This is a genomic window from Caldimonas mangrovi, assembly GCF_023721835.1.
Taxonomy (GTDB): Bacteria; Pseudomonadota; Gammaproteobacteria; order Burkholderiales; family Burkholderiaceae_C; genus Caldimonas; species Caldimonas mangrovi.
The window spans coordinates 305,592-329,997 of sequence record NZ_JAMKFE010000002.1 but is presented as its reverse complement, the minus strand read 5'-3'; the positions used below and the strand labels follow the sequence as shown (position 1 = coordinate 329,997).

Annotated in this window: 24 protein-coding genes and 1 tRNA gene; 7 read left to right on the top strand and 18 right to left on the bottom strand. The window is 67.1% G+C overall.

Annotated features, from left to right (window positions below):
* Nucleotides 1-21: 21 nt before the first annotated feature.
* Nucleotides 22-930 carry a carbohydrate kinase family protein gene (locus M8A51_RS04125; RefSeq protein ID WP_251776855.1) on the top strand — a complete coding sequence of 303 codons (909 nt, stop codon included), beginning with the start codon at nucleotides 22-24 and terminating at the stop codon, nucleotides 928-930.
* Between the two features lie 3 nt (nucleotides 931-933).
* Here the strand turns inward: M8A51_RS04125 and M8A51_RS04120 are convergent, their stop codons facing one another.
* From M8A51_RS04120 to M8A51_RS04080, 9 genes are all read right to left on the bottom strand, one after another.
* Nucleotides 934-1,269 carry a DUF167 domain-containing protein gene (locus tag M8A51_RS04120; protein ID WP_251776854.1) on the bottom strand — a complete coding sequence of 112 codons (336 nt, stop codon included), beginning with the start codon at nucleotides 1,267-1,269 and terminating at the stop codon, nucleotides 934-936.
* Between the two features lie 64 nt (nucleotides 1,270-1,333).
* Complete coding sequence (locus M8A51_RS04115; protein WP_251776853.1) at nucleotides 1,334-1,846, bottom strand: histone H1-like DNA-binding protein; 513 nt, start codon at nucleotides 1,844-1,846, stop codon at nucleotides 1,334-1,336.
* A gap of 210 nt (nucleotides 1,847-2,056) precedes the next feature.
* On the bottom strand, nucleotides 2,057-3,292 hold the full coding sequence (locus tag M8A51_RS04110; protein ID WP_251776852.1) for a ribonucleotide-diphosphate reductase subunit beta: 1,236 nt from the start codon (nucleotides 3,290-3,292) through the stop codon (nucleotides 2,057-2,059).
* A 194-nt stretch (nucleotides 3,293-3,486) separates the two neighbouring features.
* Nucleotides 3,487-6,414, bottom strand: a complete 2,928-nt coding sequence (locus M8A51_RS04105; RefSeq protein ID WP_251776851.1) for a ribonucleoside-diphosphate reductase subunit alpha — start codon at nucleotides 6,412-6,414, stop codon at nucleotides 3,487-3,489.
* Between the two features lie 456 nt (nucleotides 6,415-6,870).
* Nucleotides 6,871-7,497: a 1,6-anhydro-N-acetylmuramyl-L-alanine amidase AmpD gene (ampD, locus tag M8A51_RS04100; protein WP_251776850.1), complete on the bottom strand. Its 627-nt coding sequence runs from the start codon at nucleotides 7,495-7,497 to the stop codon at nucleotides 6,871-6,873.
* Nucleotides 7,497-9,050 carry a sigma-54-dependent transcriptional regulator gene (locus M8A51_RS04095; RefSeq protein ID WP_251776849.1) on the bottom strand — a complete coding sequence of 518 codons (1,554 nt, stop codon included), beginning with the start codon at nucleotides 9,048-9,050 and terminating at the stop codon, nucleotides 7,497-7,499. Before M8A51_RS04095 ends, ampD begins: the two co-directional genes overlap by 1 nt.
* Nucleotides 9,047-10,939 (bottom strand): two-component system sensor histidine kinase NtrB, encoded by a 1,893-nt coding sequence (locus M8A51_RS04090; protein WP_251776848.1) that lies wholly within the window; start codon nucleotides 10,937-10,939, stop codon nucleotides 9,047-9,049. The genes M8A51_RS04095 and M8A51_RS04090 overlap by 4 nt, the downstream gene beginning before the upstream one ends.
* A gap of 13 nt (nucleotides 10,940-10,952) precedes the next feature.
* Nucleotides 10,953-11,195, bottom strand: coding sequence for a PP0621 family protein (locus tag M8A51_RS04085; protein ID WP_251776847.1), 243 nt, complete (start codon nucleotides 11,193-11,195; stop codon nucleotides 10,953-10,955).
* Nucleotides 11,196-11,218: 23 nt separating this feature from the next.
* Nucleotides 11,219-12,058, bottom strand: a complete 840-nt coding sequence (locus tag M8A51_RS04080; protein WP_251776846.1) for a cytochrome C assembly family protein — start codon at nucleotides 12,056-12,058, stop codon at nucleotides 11,219-11,221.
* A gap of 75 nt (nucleotides 12,059-12,133) precedes the next feature.
* Here M8A51_RS04080 and ffh point away from each other — a divergent pair, with 75 nt between their 5' ends.
* Together ffh and M8A51_RS04070 are read left to right on the top strand one after the other, a co-directional pair.
* A complete protein-coding gene (ffh, locus tag M8A51_RS04075; RefSeq protein ID WP_251776845.1) occupies nucleotides 12,134-13,498 on the top strand; it encodes a signal recognition particle protein in 1,365 nt (454 codons plus the stop codon).
* A gap of 127 nt (nucleotides 13,499-13,625) precedes the next feature.
* Nucleotides 13,626-14,360 (top strand): DUF2726 domain-containing protein, encoded by a 735-nt coding sequence (locus M8A51_RS04070; protein WP_251776844.1) that lies wholly within the window; start codon nucleotides 13,626-13,628, stop codon nucleotides 14,358-14,360.
* 80 nt (nucleotides 14,361-14,440) lie between these two features.
* Here M8A51_RS04070 and ftsY read toward each other — a convergent pair whose 3' ends face one another.
* The gene (gene ftsY, locus M8A51_RS04065) at nucleotides 14,441-15,529 is read right to left on the bottom strand and encodes a signal recognition particle-docking protein FtsY (RefSeq protein ID WP_251776843.1); all 1,089 of its coding nucleotides are present in this window, start codon (nucleotides 15,527-15,529) and stop codon (nucleotides 14,441-14,443) included.
* An 87-nt stretch (nucleotides 15,530-15,616) separates the two neighbouring features.
* Here ftsY and rsmD point away from each other — a divergent pair, with 87 nt between their 5' ends.
* Genes rsmD through M8A51_RS04050 form a run of 3 tightly spaced genes read left to right on the top strand, consistent with a single transcriptional unit; the run spans nucleotide 15,617 to nucleotide 17,025 of the window.
* The gene (rsmD, locus tag M8A51_RS04060; protein ID WP_251776842.1) at nucleotides 15,617-16,204 is read left to right on the top strand and encodes a 16S rRNA (guanine(966)-N(2))-methyltransferase RsmD; all 588 of its coding nucleotides are present in this window, start codon (nucleotides 15,617-15,619) and stop codon (nucleotides 16,202-16,204) included.
* 36 nt (nucleotides 16,205-16,240) lie between these two features.
* The gene (coaD, locus tag M8A51_RS04055; protein ID WP_251776841.1) at nucleotides 16,241-16,744 is read left to right on the top strand and encodes a pantetheine-phosphate adenylyltransferase; all 504 of its coding nucleotides are present in this window, start codon (nucleotides 16,241-16,243) and stop codon (nucleotides 16,742-16,744) included.
* Nucleotides 16,745-16,752: 8 nt separating this feature from the next.
* Nucleotides 16,753-17,025, top strand: coding sequence for a YfhL family 4Fe-4S dicluster ferredoxin (locus M8A51_RS04050; RefSeq protein ID WP_251776840.1), 273 nt, complete (start codon nucleotides 16,753-16,755; stop codon nucleotides 17,023-17,025).
* A gap of 19 nt (nucleotides 17,026-17,044) precedes the next feature.
* On the opposite strand, the gene M8A51_RS04045 is transcribed toward M8A51_RS04050, so the two are convergent.
* The 8 genes from M8A51_RS04045 to M8A51_RS04010 form a co-directional block, all read right to left on the bottom strand.
* Nucleotides 17,045-17,437: a hypothetical protein gene (locus tag M8A51_RS04045; protein WP_251776839.1), complete on the bottom strand. Its 393-nt coding sequence runs from the start codon at nucleotides 17,435-17,437 to the stop codon at nucleotides 17,045-17,047.
* Complete coding sequence (gene pth, locus M8A51_RS04040; RefSeq protein WP_251776838.1) at nucleotides 17,434-18,057, bottom strand: aminoacyl-tRNA hydrolase; 624 nt, start codon at nucleotides 18,055-18,057, stop codon at nucleotides 17,434-17,436. Before pth ends, M8A51_RS04045 begins: the two co-directional genes overlap by 4 nt.
* Before the next feature lie 109 nt (nucleotides 18,058-18,166).
* Nucleotides 18,167-18,796, bottom strand: coding sequence for a 50S ribosomal protein L25/general stress protein Ctc (locus M8A51_RS04035; protein WP_251776837.1), 630 nt, complete (start codon nucleotides 18,794-18,796; stop codon nucleotides 18,167-18,169).
* Nucleotides 18,797-18,906: 110 nt separating this feature from the next.
* Nucleotides 18,907-19,869: a ribose-phosphate pyrophosphokinase gene (locus M8A51_RS04030; RefSeq protein ID WP_280925980.1), complete on the bottom strand. Its 963-nt coding sequence runs from the start codon at nucleotides 19,867-19,869 to the stop codon at nucleotides 18,907-18,909.
* 148 nt (nucleotides 19,870-20,017) lie between these two features.
* Nucleotides 20,018-20,094: transfer RNA gene (locus M8A51_RS04025), tRNA-Gln, on the bottom strand.
* Between the two features lie 58 nt (nucleotides 20,095-20,152).
* Complete coding sequence (gene ispE / locus M8A51_RS04020) at nucleotides 20,153-21,007, bottom strand: 4-(cytidine 5'-diphospho)-2-C-methyl-D-erythritol kinase (protein ID WP_251776836.1); 855 nt, start codon at nucleotides 21,005-21,007, stop codon at nucleotides 20,153-20,155.
* Between the two features lie 9 nt (nucleotides 21,008-21,016).
* Nucleotides 21,017-21,565, bottom strand: coding sequence for a lipoprotein insertase outer membrane protein LolB (locus M8A51_RS04015; RefSeq protein WP_251776835.1), 549 nt, complete (start codon nucleotides 21,563-21,565; stop codon nucleotides 21,017-21,019).
* On the bottom strand, nucleotides 21,562-23,370 hold the full coding sequence (locus M8A51_RS04010; protein ID WP_251776834.1) for a tetratricopeptide repeat protein: 1,809 nt from the start codon (nucleotides 23,368-23,370) through the stop codon (nucleotides 21,562-21,564). The genes M8A51_RS04015 and M8A51_RS04010 overlap by 4 nt, the downstream gene beginning before the upstream one ends.
* 83 nt (nucleotides 23,371-23,453) lie before the next feature.
* Here M8A51_RS04010 and mutM point away from each other — a divergent pair, with 83 nt between their 5' ends.
* Nucleotides 23,454-24,269, top strand: coding sequence for a bifunctional DNA-formamidopyrimidine glycosylase/DNA-(apurinic or apyrimidinic site) lyase (gene mutM, locus M8A51_RS04005; RefSeq protein ID WP_251776833.1), 816 nt, complete (start codon nucleotides 23,454-23,456; stop codon nucleotides 24,267-24,269).
* The last annotated feature ends 137 nt before the right edge of the window (nucleotides 24,270-24,406 follow it).

The window sequence follows — 24,406 nt, the reverse complement described above, 5'->3', positions numbered from 1 at the left end:
GCCCCCTCACCTGGAGCAACCATGTCTGCCCTGATCTGCGGCTCGCTTGCCTTCGACACCATCACCAACTTCCATGGACGCTTTCGCGAGCAGATCCTGCCGGAGCAGATCCACATCCTGAACGTCTCGTTTCTGGTTCCGACGCTGCGGCGCGAGTTCGGCGGCTGTGCGGGCAACATCGCCTATTCGCTGAAGCTGCTCGGCGGCGAGCCGCTGGTGATGGCCTCGCTCGGGGCCGACGGGCTGGAGTACCTGGACCGGTTGCGCGGCTGGGACGTCTCGACAGAGTTCGTCCGCACCATCGGCGAGAGCTACACGGCGCAGGCGATCATCATGACCGACGCCGACAACAACCAGATCACCGCCTTCCATCCCGGTGCGATGCAGTTCGCGCACCAGACCGCGGTGCAGCCGCGCAGCGACATCCGCCTCGCGATCATCGCGCCGGACGGCCGCGACGCCATGCTGTTGCACGCCGAACAGCTCGCGGCAGCGGGCATTCCCTTCGTGTTCGATCCGGGCCAGGGTCTGCCGATGTTCAACGGCGACGAACTGCGCCGCTTCGTCTCGCAGGCCACCTGGGTGGCCGTCAACGACTACGAGGCCAAGCTGTTGTGCGAACGTACCGGGCAGGACCTCGCCGAGCTGTCGCGTTCGCACCTGCAGGGCATCGTCGTCACGCTCGGTTCGCAGGGCTGCGAGGTCTGGGCCGGAGGCGAGAAGCACCACGTGCCCGGCGTGCCGGCCAGCGCGGTGGTGGATCCGACGGGCTGCGGCGACGCCTTCCGCGGTGCGCTGCTCTACGGGCTGGAGCGCGGCTGGGATCTCGTGCGCTGCGCCGAGCTGGGCAATCGCGTGGGAGCCATCAAGATCGCCTGCAGCGGCCCGCAGAACCACAGCTTCGACCGCGCCGCGCTCGGCCTCGCGTAACCTTCAGGCCGTGTGGGGCACCAGGCGCGCGAGCAGCGCTCCTGCCGCGCCCGCGTCGGCACCGCTCTCCACCAGCACTGCCTTGCGGCGCGATGTCTGGCCCCGCAACACCTGCAGCGACGCGCGGCCGACTCCCAGCCGCTCGGCCAGCCAGCGCAGCAGCGCCTCGTTCGCCTTGCCGTCGACCGGCGGTGCTTGCAACCGCACCCGCAGCGCACCGTCGTGCAGGCCGACGATCTCGGTACGCTTCGCATTCGGGATCACGCTGAAGTCGAGTTCCAGCCCGCGACGCGTGAGCTTCGCGTAAGACGGCAGATCGCCCGCGGCAGCAGTCCTCACACGCCGGCCAAGGTGCAAGAAAAAACCCGGCCGCAGCCGGGTTTGGATTGCAGGCGAGAGCCGCTCAGGGCTTGGCGCCGGTCGGGAAGGGCCACGCAGCCTGGGGGCTGAGCGTGGTCTTCGCCGCAGGCGCTGCAGGCGCGGGAGCCGCAGCAGGGGCAGCGGCAGCGGCAGCCTTCTTCGCAGCAGGCTTCTTCGCAGCTTTCTTCGCAGCAGGCTTCTTGGCAGCAGGCTTCTTCGCAGCGGTCTTCTTCGCAGCGGCCTTCTTGGCAGGAGCCTTTTTCGCAGCGACCTTCTTGGCAGCAGCCTTCTTCGCCGGTGCGGCCTTCTTCGCCGCAACCTTCTTCGCTGCGACCTTCTTGACGGCAGCCTTCTTCGCCGGTGCCTTCTTGGCAGCGGCCTTCTTGGCCGGCGCTGCCTTCTTCGCGGCGACCTTCTTCACTGCGGCCTTCTTGGCCGGTGCTGCCTTCTTGGCCGGAGCCTTCTTGGCAGCGGCCTTCTTGGCCGGAGCCTTCTTGGCCGCGGCCTTCTTCGCGGGAGCGGCCTTCTTCGCGGCCGGTTTCTTTGCAGTTGCCATAACGATTCTCCTTGATCAAGTTGCAAAAAGCACCGTGCTGCTCGATACAGCGCGGCGATTCACCACCCGAAGATTCGTCTTGGAGAGACGCCCCGGTGCGGTGAATGGGGTGGCAAGCAGTGTCTGCAGCTTCTGTGTCTGCCGATCATCACTTGCGAATCTTGATCTCTTCTTCATCATGACCTGGAGAGCAGCGTTCGTGCCCGCGCTTCAATCCCAGGACAACGCGCCACCGGACTGGTACTCGATGACGCGGGTCTCGAAGAAATTGCGTTCCTTCTTCAGGTCGATCATTTCGCTCATCCACGGGAACGGGTTTTCCTCGTTCGGGAAGAGCTCCTCGAGGCCGATCTGCGTCGCGCGCCGATTCGCGATGTAGCGCAGGTAGCCTTTGAACATCGAAGCATTCAAACCCAGCACGCCGCGAGGCATGGTGTCCTCGGCATAGCGGTACTCCAGCTCGACGGCCTTCAGGAACAGGGCCTTGATCTCGGCCTTGAACTCGGAGGTCCAGAGGTGGGGGTTCTCCAGCTTGATCTGGTTGATGAGGTCGATGCCGAAATTACAGTGCATCGACTCGTCTCGGAGAATGTATTGGTACTGCTCGGCCGCGCCGGTCATCTTGTTCTGGCGTCCGAGCGCCAGGATCTGCGTGAAGCCGACGTAGAAGAACAGCCCTTCCATCAGACAGGCGAAAACGATCAGCGACTTGAGCAGCTTCTGGTCGTTCTCCGGCGTGCCGGTGTGGAAGTTCAGATCCATGATCTGATCGATGAACGGAATCAGGAACTCGTCCTTGTCCCGGATCGACGACACCTCATGGTAGGCATTGAAGATCTCGCTCTCATCGAGGCCGAGCGACTCGACGATGTACTGGTAGGCGTGCGTGTGGATCGCTTCCTCGAACGCCTGACGCAGCAGGAACTGCCGGCACTCCGGTGCAGTCACGTGGCGGTAGGTGCCCAGCACGATGTTGTTCGCCGCGAGCGAGTCAGCCGTCACGAAGAAGCCGAGGTTGCGCTTGATGATGCGACGCTCGTCGTCGGTCAGGCCGTTCGGGTCTTTCCACGTGGCGATGTCCCGCGACATGTTGACCTCTTGCGGCATCCAGTGGTTGGCACAGGTGGCGAGGTACTTCTCCCAGGCCCACTTGTACTTGAACGGCACCAGCTGGTTGACGTCGGTCTGGCCGTTGATGATGCGCTTGTCGGCGACGTTGACACGACGCGTGCTGCTCGATTGCACGCTGTGCGCGGCGAGCGGCGCTTCGCCGGCAGACGGGGGGACCGATGAGAGTTGAGGCTGAGCGAACGCTGCAGCGGAGGAAGCGACGGACACCGATTGTTGGGGTGACGGGGGCATGGCCCGCGCTGCACTGGAGAGGTTCGGCGCGGTGCTCGTCGAGTGATTTGTCGAGGGATGGAGCTCTTCTTCCCAAACCAACATGGTGGACTTCCTATGGACGCGAATTATGAGAGTGTTGTGTCAAAACACCAAGCACTTCTTGACATGCGAGCGATGAACTTGTTGCGGTGTCGCATCGCTTTTTCGAGTGCTCGGTGTGCGATGCATCGGCCATCGCATGCGTCGCAGTGGCGGCATCGCGATCGATGCAATGCCCCACTGCTTCGCTCATGCGATCACTGGCAGGCTTCGCAGGTGGGATCGTCGATCGCGCAGAACTTGATGTCGGTCGCGGGCTCCCCTGCAGCAGCTGACGCCATCTGCGACTGCGCCGCCTTCGCCGCTGCTTCCATCGCCGACATGCCGCCACCGCCTTGCGTCGGCACCGCGTTCAACTGGCCCGACTTCACGGTCGATTTCTCGGCGTGCGTCGCGCCGACGGTGCGCAGGTAGTAGGTCGTTTTGAGGCCGCGCAGCCAGGCGAGCTTGTAGGTCTCGTCGAGCTTCTTGCCGGAGGCTCCCGCCATATAGATATTGAGCGACTGCGCCTGGTCGATCCACTTCTGCCGCCGCGCCGCCGCTTCGACCAGCCACTGCGTCTCGACCTCGAAGGCCGTCGCGTAGAGCTGCTTCAGGTCTTCGGGCACACGGTCGATGCGGCGCAGCGAACCGTCGAAGTGCTTCAGGTCCATGACCATCACGTCGTCCCACAGGCCCAGGCGCTTCAGGTCGCGCACCAGGTACTCGTTGACGATGGTGAATTCACCCGACAGGTTGGACTTGACCGACAGGTTGCCGAAGCAGGGCTCGATCGACGCGTCGACGCCGATGATGTTGGAGATCGTCGCGGTCGGCGCGATCGCCACGCAGTTGGAGTTGCGCATGCCGTTGACGCGGATGCGCTCGCGCAGCGACTCCCAGTCCAGCGTGCGGGAGCGGTCGACCTCGACATACCCGCCACGCGCTTCGGCGAGCAGGTCGAGCGAGTCGATCGGCAGGATGCCGCGGTCCCACAGCGAGCCCTTGTAGCTGGTGTAGCGGCCGCGCTCGGCGGCGAGTTCGGTGGAAGCCCAGTAGGCGTAGTAGCAGACGGCTTCCATCGAGCGGTCGGCGAACTCCACGGCGGCGTCGCTGGCATACGGGATGCGCAGCTGGTAGAGGCTGTCCTGGAAGGCCATGATCCCGAGGCCGACCGGACGGTGGCGCATGTTGGAGTCACGCGCCTTCTTGACCGCGTAGTAGTTGATGTCGATGACGTTGTCGAGCATGCGCATCGCCGTCGCCACCGTCTTCTTCAGCTTCTCGTGGTCGATTTCCTTGCCGTTGGCGCCGTCCTTCAGGTGTTGCGCCAGGTTGACGGAGCCCAGGTTGCAGACCGCGATCTCGTTGTCGTTGGTGTTCAGCGTGATCTCGGTGCACAGGTTGGACGAGTGCACGACGCCGACATGCTGCTGCGGCGAGCGCACGTTGCAGGCGTCCTTGAAGGTGATCCAGGGGTGGCCGGTCTCGAACAGCATCGACAGCATCTTGCGCCACAGGTCGACCGCGCGCACCTTCTTGAACAGCTTCAGCTCGCCGCGGGCAACCTTGTCCTCATAGCGGGTATAGGCCTCCTCGAAGTCGCGGCCGAACTTGTCGTGCAGGTCCGGGCAGGTCGACGGCGAGAACAGCGTCCACTCGCCGTTTTCCATCACACGCTTCATGAACAGGTCCGGAATCCAGTTCGCGGTGTTCATGTCGTGCGTGCGGCGGCGGTCGTCGCCGGTGTTCTTGCGCAGCTCCAGGAATTCCTCGGCATCCAGGTGCCAGGTTTCGAGATAGGCGCAAACGGCCCCTTTGCGCTTGCCGCCCTGGTTGACTGCCACCGCCGTGTCGTTGACCACCTTCAGGAAGGGCACGACCCCCTGGCTCTTGCCGTTGGTGCCCTTGATGTGCGAGCCGAGCGCGCGCACACGGGTCCAGTCGTTGCCCAGGCCGCCGGCGAACTTGGACAGCAGCGCGTTGTCCTTGATGGCTTCGTAGATGCCGTCGAGGTCGTCGGGCACGGTGGTCAGGTAGCAGCTCGACAGCTGCGAACGACGGGTGCCCGAGTTGAACAGCGTCGGTGTGCTCGACATGAAGTCGAAGCTCGACAGCACTTCGTAGAACTCGATCGCGCGCGCTTCACGGTCGATCTCGCCCAGCGCCAGGCCCATCGCCACGCGCATGAAAAATGCCTGCGGCAGTTCGATGCGTTCGCTGTCGACGTGCAGGAAATAGCGGTCATACAGGGTCTGCAGGCCGAGGTAATCGAACTGCAGGTCCCGGTCGGCCTTCAGCGCGCCGCCGAGCTTCTTCAGGTCGAACTGCAGCAGCCGCTCGTCCAGCAGTTCGGCGTCGACGCCCTTCTTGATGAAGCCGGGAAAATACTCGGCATAGCGCTCGTGCATATCGGCGTGCATCACCTCGTCGCCGAGGATCTCGCGGCGAATGGTGTGCAGCAGCAGGCGAGCCGTGGCGCGGGTGTAGCCGGGGTCCTTTTCGATCAGCGTGCGGGCCGCGAGGATCGATGCCTTGTACACCTCGTCGATCGGTACGCCGTCGTACAGGTTGCGGCGCGTCTCCGCCAAAATCGGTTCCGGCTTCACGTCGGCGCCGAGCCCGGCGCAGGCCGACTCGATCAGTCCCTGCAACTGGGGCATGTCGAGCGGCACGCGCTGGCCGCGATCGATCACGTGCAGCGCCGGCTCCGACGCCGCGGCCGGTTGTTGCTCGCCCTGACGCGCGCGCTCCTGCGAACGCCGTTCACGGTAGAGCACGTAGGCGCGCGCCACCTCGTGGTGTCCGCCCCGCATCAAACCCAGCTCGACGTGGTCCTGCACGTCCTCGATGTGGAAGGTGCCGCCGCCGGGACGCGAGCGCATCAGCGCGCGCACCACCGCCTCGGTCAGGCCGTCGACCATCTCACGCACACTCGCCGATGCCGCCCCCTGCGTGCCGTGCACCGCGAGGAACGCCTTCATCAGCGCCACCGCGATCTTGTTCGGCTCGAAGGCCACCACCGCGCCGTTGCGACGAATGATCTGGTAGCCGGCATACGCCGACGCGACCGGCGCGACCGGACGGCTGGTGCCCGGCGCATTGACGGCCGCTTGTGGATCGACGCTGGTGCTGGTGGTCTGCATGAGTTTCCCTTCCTACTGGCTGCACTCAAGAAAAAACAAAACCCTCAACGCACGCGTCGGCCCGGCTGAGCGCGCTGGCAGGTCGAGGGAGAGATGTGTCGGTGGTGCCCGTCGCGGTACCGGCCCTGGCCGCCGCGCCTGTGGCGCTGCTTCGCGCCGAGCGCTCGAAGGCGAGCCGGCTCAGCGTTTTGCGAGGGCGCGAGGATACCATGGCGGAACACTATATCTAGCGCCCCGACCCACTTCAAGCGCTAGCGATAGCGTTTCGTGAAGACTTATGAGGATTGACTCGCGGCGCTTTTTTTGCATGGCTCTTCGCACCGCCTCGGTGCCGCGTGGCGCAAACGCGCATCGTGACTGGTGCCTGCACGGTGAGGCCGCGCCGGTGCTTGTTCTGCGGGCAGGATGGTGCCGCGTGCGGCGTCGATGCTGCGCTGTGCGTGCAGCGCGCGGACGTCACTTCTGCTTCAGGCGGGCCGGCGATGCGCTCGCCGCACGCGCATGAACCTGCTGCGACCAGGGAAAACACCGATCGGGCCACTGCGTGGCGCGGGCGAGTGCAGGCCAGTCGAAACCTGGCCCCGGATCCTGCTTGCGTCCTGGCGCGACATGCTCATGGCCGGCGACATGCTCGATCGGATAGCGGTCCCTGAGCGCGGGCAGCAAGCGCGCGAGCGTGTCGTACTGCGCGGGCTCGAACGGCCCGCCCTCCAGCCCTTCGAGTTCGATGCCGATGGAGAAGTCGTTGCAGTTTTCTCGGCCGAGGAAACACGATCGGCCGGCATGCCAGGCGCGCTCGTCGCACGAGACGAACTGCAGCAGCTCGCCATCACGGCGTATCACGAAATGCGCCGACACTTGCATGCCGCGGATCTGCTCGAAGTACGGATGCGCGTCCCAATCGAGCCGGTTCATGAACAGCTGCTCGATCTCGTGGCCGCCGTAGTGCCCGGGCGGCAGGCTGATCGAATGAATGACGGCGAGATCGATGCGTGTGTCGGCCGGCCGCGGGCCGAAGTTGGGCGATGCGACCCGCCTGGCCGGCACATACCAGCCCTCTTGCCAGGCCGCTGTGCCGTCCATCAGGGCTCGTCGGGCTCTACCGCGACGCCGTGCTCGGCGACCATCACCCCGAGCCGCGCCATGCGGTAGCGCATCTGCCGCAGCGACAAGCCCAGGCTCGCGCCGGCCGCCGTGCGGTTGAAGCGATGGCGTTCGAGCGCCCGGATCAGGATGTCGCGCTCGACGGCATCGAGGTAGGCCGCGAGGTCATTCGGCAGTGCCTGCGCCGGCGGTTCCCCGCCGGCGGCCACCGGCGCAGCAACGGCCACGTCGGCGGAAGCCCCAACCGCAGTGGTCTCGAGATCATGCAGCCCGGTCTCGTGGAACACGGTGTCAGGCAGCGCGAGGTCCGCCTGGTCGATCCACTCGCCGCCCGACAGCGCGACAGCGCGGTGCAGCAGGTTCTCCAGCTCGCGCACGTTGCCGGGGAAGGCATAGCGCGAGAGATGCGACAGCGCCGCATGCGTCAGGCGCGGCGGCGGCCACACCTCGGCGTCCTGTGCGATGCGTTCGAGCACGCGCTCGCAGATCAGCGGCAGGTCTTCGAGCCGCTCACGCAGCGCCGGCACCCGGATCTGGATCACGTTGAGGCGGTAGTAGAGGTCCTGCCGGAAGCGCCCGGCCTGCACCTCGGCGGCAAGATCCTTGTGCGTCGCGCTGACGATGCGCACGTCGATCGGCGTCTCGACCACCGCGCCGACCGGACGCACCGCACGCTCCTGGATCACGCGCAGCAGCTTGGACTGCATCGACAGCGGGAGGTCACCGATCTCGTCGAGAAACAGCGTGCCGCCCCGGGCTGCCTGGAAAAAACCTTCCCGGTCCTCGGTCGCACCGGTGAAGGCGCCCTTGCGATAGCCGAAGAACTCGGCTTCGAGCAATTGCTCGGGAATCGCGCCGCAGTTGACCGCGATGAACGGCTGCGCGCGGCGCGCGCTGACCTCGTGGATGGAACGGGCGACCAGTTCCTTGCCAGTGCCGGATTCACCCTGCACCAGCACCGGTGCCATGCTGCGCGCGACCTTGTCGATCAGGCTGCGCACCTGCTGCATCGTCTGCGATGCGCCGGCCATGCGGTCCAGCGTGCCCGAGCCGCCGGTGACCAGTACCGCGGGGGCCGCCGAACGCACGCTGCCGCGCGCACTCGGCGGAGCCGGCACGGCGGAGCTGGCCGCCGCGCTCGGTGCCGGCACCATGCTCGGCCGCCCGAGCGCCGATGCCACCACGGTGCGAAACTGCTTCAGGTCGACCGGCTTGGTGAGGTAGTCGTAGGCACCCGCCTTCAGCGCCTCGACGGCGTTCTCGGGCGACGCGAAGGCAGTGATCATGATGGCCTTCTCGCGGCGGCCGGCATCGTCGAGACGGCGCAGCAGGTCGAGCCCGGTGCCGTCGGGCAGCCGCATGTCGGTGATCACCGCGCTGTAGGTGCGATCCTTCAGCCGTGCCCAGGCGTCCTCGACCGTGGCGGCCGTTTCGACGTCGTAGCCCTCGCGCAGCAGCGTCAGTTCGTACAGGGTGCGCAGGTCGGGTTCGTCGTCGACCACCAGCAGGCTGTAGTGTGAGGCAGATGTCATCGGGCGAGATTCAAACTGGCGGTAGGTGCTTCGTGGGGGCCGAGCGGCTCGAGCCGCATCACCATATAGAACTCGTTGCGCGCCGGATACTGCGGGCCCCGCAGCCGATAGTCGATCGTCGCGCCGTAGCGCTCGCACAACTCTTTGCAAATATACAGGCCCAGGCCCGTGCCCCGGCTGCGTGTCGAGAAGAAAGGCTCGAATAGATAACGCTCGACGTCGGGAGGAATGGGCGGCCCGTCGCTGCTCACACTCAGGGTCAGCACTTCGGGTTCGACGACTAGCCGCAGCTCGACGCTGCCCGGTCCGCCCGACGCATGCCGGTAGCCGTTGTCGAGCAGGTTGACCAGCACGCGGCGCAGGTGCTCGGGGTCGAAGCTGGCGCCCGCCGGCGTCACGGGCAGCTCAACGCGCAGTGCGCTGCGATCGTCCATCGGCAGCCGCGCGGTGCGCGCCCATTCGCTGCAGGTGTTGGCCACCAGCGTGGTGACATCGATCACCTGCGCCCGTACGGCCGGGCCGCCGGGCGCCACCTCCATCACGTCGTCGACGATGCGCTTGAGCCGTTCGACGTTGTCGGAGACCATCTGCGAGAGCTGACGCTGCGGCGAAGACGTGAGGTCCTCCGCAAGCAGTGCATTGGCCTGCGCGATGGCCGACAGCGGGTTGCGGATCTCGTGCGCGATGCCGGCCGAGATGCGCCCCATGGCCGCGAGCTTCTCCTGCCGCATGCGCGCCTGCACATCCCGCAGGTCCTCGAGAAACAGCACGCACAGCTCTTCCGACGACTGCGGCTGGCGGCGTTTGGTGAAGCGCATGCGCACGCGCAGCGCGCGCGTCTGGCCGGACGCGAACTGCAGGCCGACTTCGCGCCCGGCCTCCGGCCACGCTCCCTGGTCGAACGCACGCTGCACATTCGACGCCAGCGGCGCCCAGACCGGGTGGCTGTGAAGGTGGAAGGGCGCGGGCCGCACCAGCCCGTCTTCGGCGATCAGGCGGCGGGCCGCTGGGTTCGCCGCACGCACACGGCCGCGCCGGTCGACCACCATCACCCCGTCCTGCATCTCCTCGATCACGAGCCGGTTCAGCTGAGCCTGCTGGCGCGCCAGCTCCATGCTGCCGCGCGCGGCCAGTTCCTCGCGAGCCAGACGGCCGGCCAGTTCGCCGGCCAGCAGCGCGATGACGAAAAAACCACTGCCCACCAGCCCGGCCTGGGTGATCAGCACGGTCGCATCGCTGCCCAGCGAGCGCAGTGAGGCGTCGGCGAGCAGCAGCAGCGTGATGCCGGCAGCCACCGTCAGTGCCGACAGCCGCGAGGTCAGCACGCCCGCCATCAGCACCGGCAACACGAGCAAGGGCAGGAAGTTGATGCTGCCGCGCGATGCCGCGATGTGCAGCGCACCGAACACCACCACGTCGAGCCCGATGCTGGACAGCCATTGGCTGCGGTGCAGGCGGTTGATCGGCCGGCCCTGTTCGGTGCCGGTTTGCCGGCGTGCCAGCCACCAGACGACCACCGTCGCGGCCACGTAGCCGGCGCTGGTCAGCAGCGCCCATGGCACGCCGGGGGCGCCTGAGCCGACCAGGTAGGACGCCCCCTGCGCGCCGAGCAGCAACATGCCGACCGCCACACGCGCTCCCAGGAAGGCGCGGTAGATGCGCTGGAACGATGGTTGTGCGACGCCCAGCATGCGCCGCGCCTGGCGCGTCAGGAAGCGGGAATCGTCGGCCTCGGCGCCGCCCCAGTCGGTATAGCGTGATTCGCCCGGCCCGGCCGTGCCGTCTTCGTCGATCTGCGTGTCGTGACTGACGCCGAGGGCGGCGAACCACGACTCGTCGGCCTGCTGCCGCGCAAGTTTCGGCGAGCGGGGAGCCTGGCGGCGGGCCATGCGGGCGATCGCTTCAGCGCTGCGAAGCGCGATGCGCTTCGCAGCAATAGTGCCCGCCCGGCCCCGGCAATGCCTCGTCGGCCGGAAGGTGCACGCCGCACTGTGCGCAGACCACCATCGGTCGTGGCGAGCCGTTGGCCGGCGTCTCGCGCGACGGCTGGCGCTCGGACTGCGCGCGACGGCCGCCGGGGACACGCGGCCGCCCGGCCAGCCATAGCACCAGCACGACCACCAGCAGCAGCACGAGGTATTTCATCATCAGCGCCGGGACGGGGGCCGTCAGCCGGCGACAGCGGCGCGGCCGAGCAGCACCTCGAGCACGAAGCGCGAACCGACGTAGGCCAGCAGCAGCAGCGCCGCACCGGTATAGAGCCAACGCACCGCCATGCGGCCGCGCCAGCCGAACGCGCGCCGGCCGGCGAGCAACGCCGCAAATACCGCCCAGGCCAGCACCGAGAAGATGGTCTTGTGATCCCAGCGCCACGGGTCGGCAAACCACACGCCGAGCACCAGTGCGGCTGACAGCACTGTGAAGCCGGCCGTCACGAAACGAAAGGTCAGCTTCTCGAGCCGCAGCAGCGGCAGACCCAACGGCGTCGGGGGCATCGCACCGCGCGCATCGCGCATCTGGCGCTCGGCATTGCCCAGCAGCGCCGCGTGCAGCACGGCTGCACCGAACAGGCCGTACGACGCGATGCCCAGCACCCAGTGCAGCGGCATCCAGGCCGAGCCGAGGTGCGGCCGCACCTCGCCGGGGAAAAACAGCGCCAATGCCACAGCGGTCAGCCCCAGCACGGCGAGCGTGCGCCGCACACCGGGCAGCGGCACGAAGCGGCTTTCGACGGCATAGACGGCCAGCACCAGCCACAACGTCATCGACAGCGCCGGCGCAAAACCGAAACGCGCACCGGGATTGGGGACGCCCACACCCGACGTGTCGAACACCAGTGCCAGCCCATGCGCAACCCAGCCGATCAACAGCGCCCAGCGCAAGGCAGCCGCGGCACGCTCGCTCTGCGCCACCGCGACCGCGTAGGCCAGCAGCGCGGCAAGGCTGGCCGCCACCGTCATCGACGACTGCGCATAGAAGGCGGCTGCGGGCCCGGAAGCTAGAATCATCCGCACAGTGTACTTTCGCGGCACGCCGTTCTGCGCTGCCGCGCCCTCCCCCGGTCCACCCTCCGCAACCACTCCATGGCCTCTACCCTTTCCGACCGCCTGTCGCGCCTGGTCAAGCAGATGCGCGGACAGGCACGCATCACCGAGGACAACGTGCAGGACATGCTGCGCGAGGTCCGCATGGCGCTGCTGGAAGCCGACGTGGCGCTGCCGGTGGTGCGCGACTTCGTCGCGCGCGTGAAGGACAAGGCGCTCGGGCAAGAGGTCGTCGGGTCGCTATCGCCCGGGCAGGCATTGGTCGGTGTCGTGCACAAGGAACTCGCAGCGACGATGGGCGAAGGTGTCGCCGATCTGAATCTCGCGACGCAACCGCCGGCTGTGATCCTGATGGCCGGCCTGCAAGGCGCCGGCAAGACCACCACCACGGCCAAGCTCGCGAAGCTGCTGATCGAGAAACGGAAGAAGAAGGTGCTGACGGTCTCGGCCGACGTCTACCGACCCGCGGCCATCGAGCAGTTGAAGACCGTGACGAAGGCCGCTGGTGCCGAATGGTTTCCGTCCAGCGCCAACGACAAGCCGATCGACATCGCGCGCGCGGCCCTCGACCATGCCCGCCGCCACTACTTCGACGTACTGCTCGTCGACACCGCCGGCCGGCTCGCGATCGACGAGGCGATGATGGCCGAGATCCGGGAACTGCACGCAGCGCTGTCCCCGATCGAGACGCTGTTCGTCGTCGATGCCATGCAGGGCCAGGACGCGGTGAACACCGCGAAGGCTTTCAAGGATGCACTGCCGCTGAGCGGCGTGGTGCTGACCAAGCTCGACGGCGACGCCCGCGGCGGTGCGGCGCTGTCGGTACGCGCCATCACCGGCGCGCCGATCAAGTTCGCGGGTGTCTCCGAGAAGATCGACGGCCTGGAAGTCTTCGATGCCGACCGCCATGCCGGACGGGTGCTCGGCATGGGCGACATCGTCGCGCTGGTCGAAGAGGTGCAGAAAGGCGTCGACCTGCAGGCCGCCGAGAAGCTCGCACAAAAGGTCAAGTCCGGCGAAGGCTTCGACCTGAACGACTTCCTCGCGCAGCTCAGCCAGATGAAGAAGATGGGCGGCCTGTCGGGCCTGCTCGACAAGCTGCCGACACAGATGGCTGCCAAGGCCGGTCAGGCCGACATGGACCGCGCCGAGCGCGACGTACGGCGCATGGAAGGCATCATCAATGCGATGACCCCGCTCGAACGCCGCAAGCCGGAACTGATCAAGGCCAGCCGCAAGCGCCGCATCGCCGCCGGTGCCGGTGTCCAGGTGCAGGAGGTCAACCGCCTGCTCAACCAGTTCGAGCAGATGCAGGGCATGATGAAGAAGATGAAGGGTGGCGGGCTGATGAAGATGATGAAGCGGATGGGCGGCATGAAGGGGCTGCCCGGCATGGGTCGGTAACCGGGTGTTCTCCGACGGCAGGATTCGCAGGAAACCGCGGCTTCCGACGCACCGCCACGCACATCTACGAGTTGACCAAGCGAGGTGCGGCCGCTAAGGTCCTTGCAGGTCACCTTCCTCTTCCAGAATGCAACAAATCGTTCTTATCCTGCTCGTGCTGGTGGCGATGCTCGCCGCGGTGTTCTGGTGGTGGACCCACCGTTCGGCGCCGGTGTCCAGCGCGCGCCAGAGCAAGCGCGGCGCTGAAAGCCTCGACACGCTGATGGCATGGACGCCGCAGCCCAGCCGCATCCTCACCTCGGCCGAACGTCAAGCCTACTTAGTGCTGCGCCGGGCACTGCCCGATCACATGATCCTCGCGCAAGTGCCGATCGCACGCTTCCTGAAGGTGCCGACCCGTCATTCGTACAGCGAATGGCTGCGTCGTGTCGGGCAGCTGTGCGTCGACCTCGTGGTCTGCGACAACACCTCGCAAGTGGTGGCGGTGGTTGAACTCCGTGCGCCCGACGAAGAGGAAAGCGAACGCACGCTGAAGCGGCACGCCCGCATGGACCGGGTGCTGCAGGCGGCCGGCGTGCCGCTGCACGTGTGGCGCGAGAACCAGATCCCGTCGGCCGCCGCCGCGCGTGAAGCGCTCACCGAAGGGCATCCGGCCGACCTCGACCAGCACGAAGGCGCCGCGTCGATCAGCACCCGTCCGGCAGGGGCGGTCAACGGCGCAGGCCATCCGGGAGCCGACTTTCCTATCATCAACGGCACGCGCGAGCAGCAGCAGGAGCCTCCTTCGTCGACCTGGTTCGACGATCTCGACTCCGGCATGGCGCCGCTGGGTTCGTCTTCCTCGTCGGATCGCCCGCACTGAGCCGGCAGCCGGAACAAAGGCCCGCATCAGCGGGCCTTTTTTACGTGCGTCAATGCTGCGCAGCAGGCGCAGTCACCGTCTCAGCTCAGCAGCGCCTGCGCGAACTCGCGCGCATCGAAGGTCTGCAGGTCTTCGAGCTTTTCGCCGACACCGATGAAATAGACCGGCACCGGCCTTTCTCGCGCGATGGCGGCCAGCACGCCGCCCTTCGCGGTGCCATCGAGCTTGGTGACGACCAGGCCGGTGAGCTTCAAGGCCTCGTCGAAGGCCTTCACCTGCGCCAGCGCGTTCTGGCCGGTGTTGCCATCGACCACCAGCAGCACCTCGTGCGGTGCGCTTTCGTCGGCCTTGGCGATGACGCGGCGGATCTTGCGCAACTCTTCCATCAGGTGCAGTTGCGTCGGCAAGCGGCCCGCGGTGTCGGCAATGACGACATCGCTGCCCCGTGCCTTGCCTGCCGACACGGCATCGAAGGTCACTGCGGCCGGGTCGCCGCCTTCCTGGCTGACGATCTCGACCTGGTTGCGCCCGGCCCACACCGCCAGTTGCTCGCGCGCCGCGGCGCGAAAGGTGTCGGCCGCCGCCAGCAGCACCTTCTGGCCTGACTCGGCCAGGTGGCGGGTCAGCTTGCCGATGCTGGTCGTCTTGCCGGCACCGTTGACGCCGACCACCATGATGACCGTCGGTGTCTGCTGCCCGACGACGAGCGGTTTCTCCAGCGGCTTGAGCAAGTCGGCCACGGCATCGGCAAGCAACGTCTTCACGGCGGCCGGGTCGGTCGCCTTGCAGTCCTTGACGCGGCGCTTCAGGTCGCCGAGCAGGAACTCGGTCGCCTTCACCCCGGTGTCTGCCATCAGCAGCGCGGCTTCGAGTTCCTCGTAAAGCGTGTCGTCGATCTTCGTGCCGTTGAAGACCTGCGTGATGCTGCTGCCCGTCTTGCGCAGCCCGGTCTTCAGCTTGTCGAGCCAGGACCGGCGTTCGGATGACGGCTCCGGAGCGGTGGCTGCAGCGGGTGCGGTGACGGCTGGCAGCGGGGCGTCGGCCGCAGCAGGCGCAGGAGCAGGCGTCGGCTCGGGCCGTACCGTGGGAGCAGGGGCGGCCTGGGGTGCGGGTGCCGAAGCGGGTGCCGGAGCGGGAGGCGGCGTTTTTTTCTTGAAGAAGCTGAACATGGATTCCCTGTGGGTTGCGGCCGATTCTAAGGAAGCGCCTTGCCCCTCCATCGCCTCCTACAATCCAGGCGCCCGACCTGAAGCGACATGCCAGCACGCCCTCCCCGTTCACAACTGCCCCGCGAAGTCCGCATCATCGGAGGCCAATGGAAGCGCACCAAGCTGCCGGTGGCCGACAGGCCAGGCCTGCGGCCGACGCTCGACCGGGTGCGCGAAACTCTGTTCAACTGGTTGGGGCAGGACCTGAGCGGATGGCACTGCCTCGATGCCTACGCCGGCACCGGCGCGCTCGGCTTCGAAGCGGCTTCGCGCGGAGCGGCCGAGGTGGTGCTGCTGGAGCACGACGCAGCGCTGGTGCACCAGTTGCAGGCGCTGAAAGCGAAGCTGGCCGCCGCCAGCGTGCGGATCGAGCGCGTCGATGCGCTGGCATGGATGCGCCGGGCACCCGCCGCGCGTTTCGATCTGGTGCTGCTCGATCCCCCTTTCGCAGCCGGCCTGCTCGAGCCGGCATTGCGAGAAGCGATTCGTTTACTGGCACCTGAAGCTTTCGTCTATCTGGAAGCCGGTGCAGCACCCGATCCGGCGCTGCTCGACGCGCTCGGGCTGCAGGCCTACCGCGCCGGGCGGGCGGGTTCGGTGCACTTTCACCTGCTGCAGCGCGCAGCGGCCCGATAAACTGCACGTCCCGCCCTCGCAGCAGGAGAGCCAGCGATGACTTCCCCCCCCATCACCCGCATCGCGGTCTACCCCGGCACCTTCGACCCGATGACGCTCGGCCACGAGGACCTGATGCGGCGAGCCAGCGCGCTGTTCGACCGGCTCATCATCGCAGTGGCGGCCGGCCACCACAAACGCACGATGTTCACGCTGGACGAGCGACTTGACATCGCCCGCGAGGAGGCCCGTCCCTATCCCAATGTGGAAGTGATGGCATTTCGAGGGCTGCTGCGCGATTTTGTCGTGGCGCACCAGGGCCGCGTGGTGGTGCGCGGGCTGCGCGCCGTCAGTGACTTCGAATACGAATTCCAGATGGCAGGAATGAACCGACAGCTGATGCCGGAGGTCGAAACGGTGTTCCTGACACCGTCGGACCAGTACCAGTTCGTCTCGGGCACCTTCGTGCGCGAGATTGCCATGCTCGGTGGTGATGTCTCCAAATTCGTGGCACCCTCGGTGCTCAGGCGACTGCAGGATCGCGTGAAACAAAGCAACTGAGGATCTCGATGGCCCTGATGATCACGGACGAATGCATCAATTGCGACGTCTGCGAACCGGAATGCCCGAACCAGGCCATCTCGATGGGCCCGGAGATCTACGTGATCGACCCGAAGCGCTGCACCGAATGCGTCGGGCACTTCGACGAACCTCAATGCGTGCAGGTCTGCCCGGTCGAGTGCATTCCCATCCATCCCGAGCACCAGGAAACGAAAGATCAGCTCTGGGCCAAGTACCGGGTGCTACAGGGAGCGGCAACCGCTGCCGACCCGAAGGACTGACGGAGCTTTCCAGGGGCCGTCAGGGCGCGGCGTGCTTCAACCCGGCTGGTGCCGCCCTGTCTTGCGTGCGGTGCTTGTGCCTGGCTGAGCGCTTGCTGCGCGGCTTCGCAACCGGCGCCTCCTCTTCCTGCGTCTTTTGCACGCCATGGATGCCGCCGGCCGCAACCGGCTGTGCCTCGAATTCGCGCCGTTCGCGCGCCAGCTGCTCAGCCATCTCACGATGTCGCTGCTGTGCCTCCAGCGCCTGCTCGCGCTGGGCGTCTGAGCGCTCGTCGTCACGCCTGTCGATTTCGCTCGCGTCGCTGCAGGGGCGCTCCGAATACGCGTTGCCGCAGCGATAGATCGACTGGGCGCCGGCGATGGAACTCGCAGCAGCCAGCAGCAAGGCGCCGAACAACGCGGGGCACCTCATGACGCAGGCTCCTCGGGCCGTGCAGGCTTCGGTCGCGGCGGCTTCGCATGGATCAGGCGCATCGCGGCCTCCATCTCACCGTGCAGCAGCGCGTCGAGCGCCGGCAGCGAGCGGTCGATGGCCTGCTCCAGCGCCTCGCGGTGCTCAGAAGCCGGCTTGCGCAGCACGTAGTTCGGCACCTCGGCCTTGATGCCCGGATGCCCGATGCCCAGGCGCAACCGCCAGAAGTCGGCGCTGCCCAGGTGTGCATGGATGTCTTTCAGACCGTTGTGGCCCGCATGCCCGCCGCCCAGCTTCATCTTCGTCTGGCCCGGCGGCAGATCGAGTTCGTCGTGTGCCACGAGAATCTCCTGCGGCGCGATCTTGAAGAAACGCGCCAGCGCCGCAACCGACTGGCCGGAACGGTTCATGTAGGTCTGCGGCTCCAGCAACCATACCGGGCCGTCGACGCCGGGCCGCGGCCGGTTCACGCGCGCCACCAGCCCGTGGTAGCTGCGCTCGGCATGCAGCGTGGCACCCAGCTTGCGTGCGACCGCGTCCAGCCACCAGAAGCCGGCGTTGTGGCGCGTCGCCTCGTACTCCGGCCCGGGATTGCCCAGGCCCACAAACAAACGGATCATGGAGCGCGATTATCCCGGGGTTGGCGTGAACAGCCCTCCCCTCCAATGAGGGACCAGCAACGAAAAAGCCCCGCGATGCGGGGCTCTTCCGAAAGCCGTAGGGCCTGAATTACTTCTTGCCCTTGCCTTTGCCCTTGGCCGGCTCGGCGGCCGGGGCTGCCGGGGCTTCGACGATCACTTCCTCGACCGGGGCAACGGCCGTGGCGATCACCGGGTTCGGCTTGCCGTGCGTGACGACCTTCACGCCCTTCGGCAGCTTCAGGTCGTTGACGTGCAGCGACTGGCCCTTGACGACTTCGCCCAGATCCACTTCGATGAACTCGGGCAACGCCTGCGCCAGGCACTGGATCTCCAGGTCGGTGGCGATGTGGCTGATGGTGCACTTGTCGGTCTTGACAGCCGGCGAGTTCTCTTCGTTGATGAAGTGCAGCGGCACCTTCTTGACGATCTTCGTCTTCGGATCGACGCGCTGGAAGTCCACGTGCAGCACGATGGGCCGGAAGGCATGCATCTGCACGTCTCGCAGCAGCACCTTCTCGACCTTGCCGGCCAGTTCCATCTCGAGGATGGACGAGTGGAAGGCTTCCTTCTTCAGCGCGTGGAACAGCGCGTTGTGATCGAGTTCGATCATGGCCGGCGTACCGGCTCCGTAGACGATGCCAGGCACCTTGTCGGCGCGGCGCAGGCGGCGGCTCGCTCCGGTCCCCTGCAGTTGGCGCTCAAATGCGACGAATTTCATTCATCTCTCCAATCAACGTATGCGTCCGCGACCAGACGCGAAACGGCCGCAACATTGCGGCCTGCGGGCCGGACGACCGCCCGGGCGTGTCGTCCGTTCGGTTCTCGGCATCAAAAGTTGTTGTTCTGCTCCGAGAACAGGGAAGTCACCGACTCGCCATCGGAAATACGGCGGATCGTTTCGGCGAACAGGAAGGCGACCGACAGCTGGCGGATCTTCGTGATCGGCTTGGCAGCCTCGGCCAACGGGATGGTGTTGGTGATCACCACCTCGTCGAGCTCGGAATTCTTGATGCGCTCGAGCGCCGGGCCCGAGAACACCGGGTGGGTGCAATACGCGTAGACCGACTTCGCGTTCCGTTCCTTCAGCACCTCGGCCGCTTTCACCAGCGTGCCGGCGGTGTCGATCATGTCGTCCATGATCACGCAGTTGCGGCCTTCGATCTCGCCGATCACGTGCATCACTTCCGAGACGTTGGCCTTCGGGCGGCGCTTGTCGATGATCGCGAGGTCGCAGCCGAGCTGCTTGGCCAGCGCACGCGCACGCACGACGCCGCCAACGTCCGGCGAAACGACCACGAGGTCGTCGTAGTTGCGCGACTTCAGGTCGGACAGCAGTACCGGCGACGCGTAGATGTTGTCCACCGGGATGTCGAAGAAGCCCTGGATCTGGTCGGCATGCAGGTCCATCGTCAACACGCGGTTGACGCCGACCACCTCAAGCATGTTGGCGACGACCTTCGCGCTGATCGGCACGCGCGTGGAGCGCGGGCGGCGGTCCTGGCGGGCGTAGCCGAAGTAGGGAATGACGGCCGTGATGCGGCGTGCCGACGAGCGCTTCAGTGCATCGACCATGATGCACAGCTCCATCACGTGCTCGTTGGTCGGTGCACAGGTGGGCTGAACGACGAAGACATCGCGCCCGCGCACGTTCTGCTGGATCTCGACCGTGACCTCACCATCGGAGAAGCGACCCACATTGGCGCGACCGAGCGTCAGCCCCAGGTGGGTGGCGATTTCCTGGGAGAGCGCGGGGTTGGCGTTGCCGGTGAACAGCAGGGTGTCGGACAGCATCTTCCTCTCCGTCGAGGCCTACAGTGAGTGCGTCGTGACCGTCTCGGTATCGTCGCCCTGCACGCAGAGGACCAACTTCGCGCGGGCATCGCTCAAAACTACGGAAGCCCTGGGCCGATGCTGCGGCCCAGAGCTTCCTGGGTGGTTTTGGCAGGGGAGGAAGGATTCGAACCCTCGAATGTCGGAATCAAAATCCGATGCCTTAACCGACTTGGCGACTCCCCTACACGGGCCCTCGCAACAGCCTTGCGGGCGGAAGCGCGAGCCTTGAAAACGTCGCGTTTCAATCTGGTGTCCAGTCCCGTAACGGGTGCTGTTCCAGACTGCGGCAACCTCTGCTGCGCCAGCCGGCGGGAAGCTGTGTCAGCTCGCTGCCGTCCGGAGCCTCATCGGCACCGATCCTCGCGAACACCGCACTGCCCGAACCCGTCATCCGGCTGTTGCCGTAGCGCTGTTCCAGCAGTCTCGAAGCTTGCCCGACCTCGCTGCACAAAGCTTGTGCGGCGTTTTGCAGGTCGTTCTTGCCGAACCGGCCAGTGTCTGCGAGAAAGTCCGTGACTATAGCAGGTTTGGTATCGCGTACCAAGTGGGGGCTGGAAAAGATGTCCTTCGTCAACACATGGGCCGGCGGTTTGACGACCATGTAGCGGGCCGAAGGCAGCGACACCGGCGTGAGCCGTTCGCCGATGCCTTCGACCCAGGCGGGGCCGGTGCCGAGGAAGAACGGAACGTCGGCACCGAGCCTGGCGCCCAGCTCGATCAGTCGCGCGCGAGTCCAGCCGAGCCGCCACAAGCGATTGAGTGCCATCAGCGTCGTGGCGGCATCGGAACTGCCCCCACCCAACCCGGCACCGGACGGCAGCGTCTTCAGGATCGAGATGTCGACGCCCCAGCAGGTGCCGCTCGCGTGCTGCAGCGCGTGCGCCGCGCGCAGGCACAGATCGTCGGCCGGCAAGGGCTCGCCGAGATCGTGGCGGGCCAGCGCCCCGTCGTCGCGCAACTCGAAGTGCAAGGTGTCGCACCAATCGATAGGCACGAAGACGGACTGCAGCAGGTGGTAGCCGTCGTCGCGCCGGCCCAGCACGTGCAGGAAGAGGTTGAGCTTGGCCGGAGCCGGTACGTCGTAGAGCGCTTTCATGCGGTCGCGTCAGCCGGGGTCCAGCCTCGCTCGCACCGTCACCGACGGTGCGGCCGGCCGCACTGCAGTGATCAAGCCATCGTCGGCACGCACGAGCTCGACGCGCCAGCCCAGCTGCATGAAACCCGGCTCGCCACCGGGCAACGGCTCGCTGGCCTCACCGTCCCACGGGCGACCGCGCAGCCAGTCGAACAGGGCCGCGACCGGCAAAGGCTCGCCGACCATTTCGCGGGTCAGCTCGTCGAGGTCGGTGTAGCGCCGGGTCTTGCCCTCCGCCCGCAGCCACGCTTCACCAGGCTGCCAGTAGGCCACCGCGAGCGTCGTGCCGAGCGAGTTCGACAGGCGCAGCTCGCCGCGCGCCGGTTCGCCAAGCAGCTCGAAGAAGGCCGTGGACGAGCGTGGCGATTCGCCGGGCTGCGCCGCATCGATGCGGATCGCCAACCGGCCGGAGGCCGCCACCGCCAGTCCGTCGAGCACCGGCGTGCGCAGGCTCGCACAACCGGACAGCACCACCGCGCAGCCGAGGACGGCCGCACGCAACATGCCGGTTGCGCTCACAAGTTCACCTTCAAGCGGGCCAGCGTCTCCTTCAGCACCTCGTTGCCGCCGTCGCGTTCGCGCGCTTCGCGCCACACCTTGCGCGCCTCGTCCTCGCGCCCGAGCGCCCACAGCACCTCGCCGAGGTGCGCGCCGATCTCGGCGTCGGGCCGCGCCTGGTAGGCGCGCAGCAGATGGCGCAGCGCTTCCTCGCGGCGGCCCATCCGGTATTCGATCCAGCCCAGGCTGTCGATGATGAAGGGCTCGTTCGGCGCCAGCTCGAGGGCCTTGCGCACCAGATCGCGGGCTTCCTCGAGCCGGGTGTTGCGATCGGCCAGCGTGTAGCCGAGCGCGTTGTAGGCGTGGAAGTGGTCGGGCTTCAGCTCGATCACGCGACGCAGCAGGCGCTCCATCTCTTCGACCTTGTGCAGCTTCTCGGCCATCATCGCCTGCTCGTACAGCAGGTCGACGTCGTCGGTGAAGCGCTGGTTCGCCTCGGCCAGCACGTCATAGGACGCGGCCCAGTCCTTCAGCTCACGCATCAGCTGGGACTCGGCCAGCAGCTTGGCGCGCGCGTCTTGCGGCGCTCGTTCGGGCACCTTGCGGATCAGTTCGCGTGCGTCGCGCACGTTGCCCTGCTTCGCCATCAATGCGGCGCGCCGCAGCTGCACGCTGATCGCGCGGTCGGCATTGTCGATCTTCGCGAGCCACTGCTCGGCCTGCGCGAAGTCGCGCTGCTCTTCGGCAGCCTGCGCAAGCAGCAGGTAGGCCTGGGTCAGGCCTTCAGCGGGCGACGCCGACACGATCTCGATCGTGCCCTCCTCGGTCGCAGTCGGCGGGGGGGGCTCGGCGCGCGTGGCACTCAGTTCGAGATAGCGCTTCAGCGCAAGCTCGGCTTCGCGCGGCTGCTTCAGCTCGAGCCGCAAAGCGCCCAGGCTGAGCCAGGCAGGCGCGAGCGTCGGGTCGGCACGGGTGGCGTGTTCGAGTTGGGCCACGGCGTCGGCATAGCGCTGCAGGCTGACCAGGGCGCGCACATAGGACAGCCGTATCGCCGCCGTGTCGGGCTTGGCCTGCAGATAGCCCTGCACGATCGTTTCCGCGGCCGGCTGAGCCGGCATCAGCTCCAGTGCCAGCAGTGCCACCCCTTCCGATGCAGGGTCGAGGCGCGACGCCTGCTCGGCGAGCGCGAGCGCCCGCTCGGGCTCCTCGGCCAGCAGGCGCATGCGGCCGTTCGACAGCAGCGTCGGCAGCCGGGTCTCGGGAATGGTGGCGTACGGCTGCAGCGCCTGCTCGAGCACGCCCGCGACCGTCTTGCGATCTGCGGCACGCGCGAAGAAGCGCGGCAGCAGCGAGATCGTCGCCGGCCGCTCGGGTGCCGGTGTATTGGCCAGCAGTGCGCGCAGCGGGTCGAGCGCCTCGGCGGCGCGATTGAGCCCCACCAGCAGCTGCGCGGCGTAGCGATGCGCCTCCACGGAACCGGGCACGGACGTGCGCCAGGCCTGCGCGGCGGCAAGCGCCTGGTCGCCGGCGCGGCCCTGCAACGCGATCTCTACGGCGCGGCGGAACAGGCGCTCGTCGCCGGTCTTGCGGGCCGCATCGAGCAGGATCTCGTAGGCCGCCGCGGCATTGCCCGAGCGCTGCTCCATCTCGCCGATCAGCAACTGGTAGAACATCGGCGCATCGAGATTCGACGGCACCGCCGGCGCCTCGGCGGGCGTGCCAGTGGCCGCGGATGCCGCGTAGGCTGGCAGCGCAGCCCCCCAACCGCCGCCGGCAAGGCAGGCGGCCAGCGTGAGCACGCGGATCGAGGGGGCGGCAAACGGCATGAACAAACTCCTGGATGTGCGGAACGCGGTGCTGCGCCCGGCCTGATCGATCTGATTCTACGGAGCGGCCGATAATTCCCCGCATGCCCGAGTTACCGGAAGTTGAAGTCACGCGGCTGAGCTTTGCCGAACGCATCCACGGCGCCCGCGTGGAATCCGTGCGCCTGGGCAAACCGCTGCGCTGGCCGCTCGGCTGCGAGCCGGCGCTGCTGGCTGGCCAGACCGTGGGCCCGGTAAGCCGCCGCGGCAAATATCTCTGGCTGCCGCTGGATCACGGTGGCCTGCTGCTACACCTGGGCATGTCCGGTTCGCTGCGCTTTGCGCCCGACGTGCCGGCCCCGGGGGCGCACGACCACTTCGACCTCACGACCGATCGGGGCGTACTGCGCCTGCACGATCCGCGCCGCTTCGGGGCCGTGGTGTGGTCGCCTTCACTCGACGCCGATCCGGCGCGCAAGCTGCTGAGCACGCTGGGCATCGAGCCCTTCGACGCAGCGTTCACTGCAGCCTACCTGCATGAGCGGCTGCGCGGCCGGCGCGCGCCGATCAAGCAGGCACTGCTGGCCGGCGACATCGTCGTGGGGGTCGGCAACATCTACGCGTCCGAAGCCCTGTTCGGCGCCGGCATCGACCCCCGCGCTGCCGCCGGGCGCGTCAGCCTGGCGCGCTGCCAGCGCCTGGTCGACGCGGTGCGCGGCACGCTGCTGCGCGCGCTGCAGGTCGGGGGTTCCACGCTGCGCGACTTTCGCAACGCCGACGGGCAAAGCGGCTACTTCCAACTGGAGACACAGGTCTACGATCGCGAAGGTCAGCCGTGCCGCCAGTGCGCCGCGCCGGTGCGGCGCATTCAGCAGGGGCAGCGCTCGACTTTCTTCTGCCCGGGCTGCCAGCGACGCTGACCCGCCAGAGACGTGACCGACGGTAACAGCCGTGGTGCGCGCGCAATACAGCGCGGCCGGGCCGCGCCTGCGGGCTGGCCCGGGCTTGCATTGCGACGCCATGGGCTACCATTCGCGGGTCCCCCACTGCCTGCCGC

Coding starts and splice junctions, on each gene's coding strand:
- M8A51_RS04090 (WP_251776848.1), bottom strand. CDS start 10,939: ATGGCCCGCCGCCAGGCTCCCCGCTCGCCGAAACTTGCGCGGCAGCAG.
- M8A51_RS04110 (WP_251776852.1), bottom strand. CDS start 3,292: ATGTTGGTTTGGGAAGAAGAGCTCCATCCCTCGACAAATCACTCGACG.
- mutM (WP_251776833.1), top strand. CDS start 23,454: ATGCCCGAGTTACCGGAAGTTGAAGTCACGCGGCTGAGCTTTGCCGAA.
- ampD (WP_251776850.1), bottom strand. CDS start 7,497: ATGGACGGCACAGCGGCCTGGCAAGAGGGCTGGTATGTGCCGGCCAGG.
- M8A51_RS04095 (WP_251776849.1), bottom strand. CDS start 9,050: ATGACATCTGCCTCACACTACAGCCTGCTGGTGGTCGACGACGAACCC.
- M8A51_RS04125 (WP_251776855.1), top strand. CDS start 22: ATGTCTGCCCTGATCTGCGGCTCGCTTGCCTTCGACACCATCACCAAC.
- pth (WP_251776838.1), bottom strand. CDS start 18,057: ATGATCCGTTTGTTTGTGGGCCTGGGCAATCCCGGGCCGGAGTACGAG.
- M8A51_RS04080 (WP_251776846.1), bottom strand. CDS start 12,058: ATGATTCTAGCTTCCGGGCCCGCAGCCGCCTTCTATGCGCAGTCGTCG.
- M8A51_RS04035 (WP_251776837.1), bottom strand. CDS start 18,796: ATGAAATTCGTCGCATTTGAGCGCCAACTGCAGGGGACCGGAGCGAGC.
- ftsY (WP_251776843.1), bottom strand. CDS start 15,529: ATGTTCAGCTTCTTCAAGAAAAAAACGCCGCCTCCCGCTCCGGCACCC.
- rsmD (WP_251776842.1), top strand. CDS start 15,617: ATGCCAGCACGCCCTCCCCGTTCACAACTGCCCCGCGAAGTCCGCATC.
- M8A51_RS04010 (WP_251776834.1), bottom strand. CDS start 23,370: ATGCCGTTTGCCGCCCCCTCGATCCGCGTGCTCACGCTGGCCGCCTGC.
- M8A51_RS04070 (WP_251776844.1), top strand. CDS start 13,626: ATGCAACAAATCGTTCTTATCCTGCTCGTGCTGGTGGCGATGCTCGCC.
- M8A51_RS04030 (WP_280925980.1), bottom strand. CDS start 19,869: ATGCTGTCCGACACCCTGCTGTTCACCGGCAACGCCAACCCCGCGCTC.
- M8A51_RS04050 (WP_251776840.1), top strand. CDS start 16,753: ATGGCCCTGATGATCACGGACGAATGCATCAATTGCGACGTCTGCGAA.
- M8A51_RS04045 (WP_251776839.1), bottom strand. CDS start 17,437: ATGAGGTGCCCCGCGTTGTTCGGCGCCTTGCTGCTGGCTGCTGCGAGT.
- coaD (WP_251776841.1), top strand. CDS start 16,241: ATGACTTCCCCCCCCATCACCCGCATCGCGGTCTACCCCGGCACCTTC.
- M8A51_RS04115 (WP_251776853.1), bottom strand. CDS start 1,846: ATGGCAACTGCAAAGAAACCGGCCGCGAAGAAGGCCGCTCCCGCGAAG.
- ffh (WP_251776845.1), top strand. CDS start 12,134: ATGGCCTCTACCCTTTCCGACCGCCTGTCGCGCCTGGTCAAGCAGATG.
- M8A51_RS04085 (WP_251776847.1), bottom strand. CDS start 11,195: ATGAAATACCTCGTGCTGCTGCTGGTGGTCGTGCTGGTGCTATGGCTG.
- ispE (WP_251776836.1), bottom strand. CDS start 21,007: ATGAAAGCGCTCTACGACGTACCGGCTCCGGCCAAGCTCAACCTCTTC.
- M8A51_RS04105 (WP_251776851.1), bottom strand. CDS start 6,414: ATGCAGACCACCAGCACCAGCGTCGATCCACAAGCGGCCGTCAATGCG.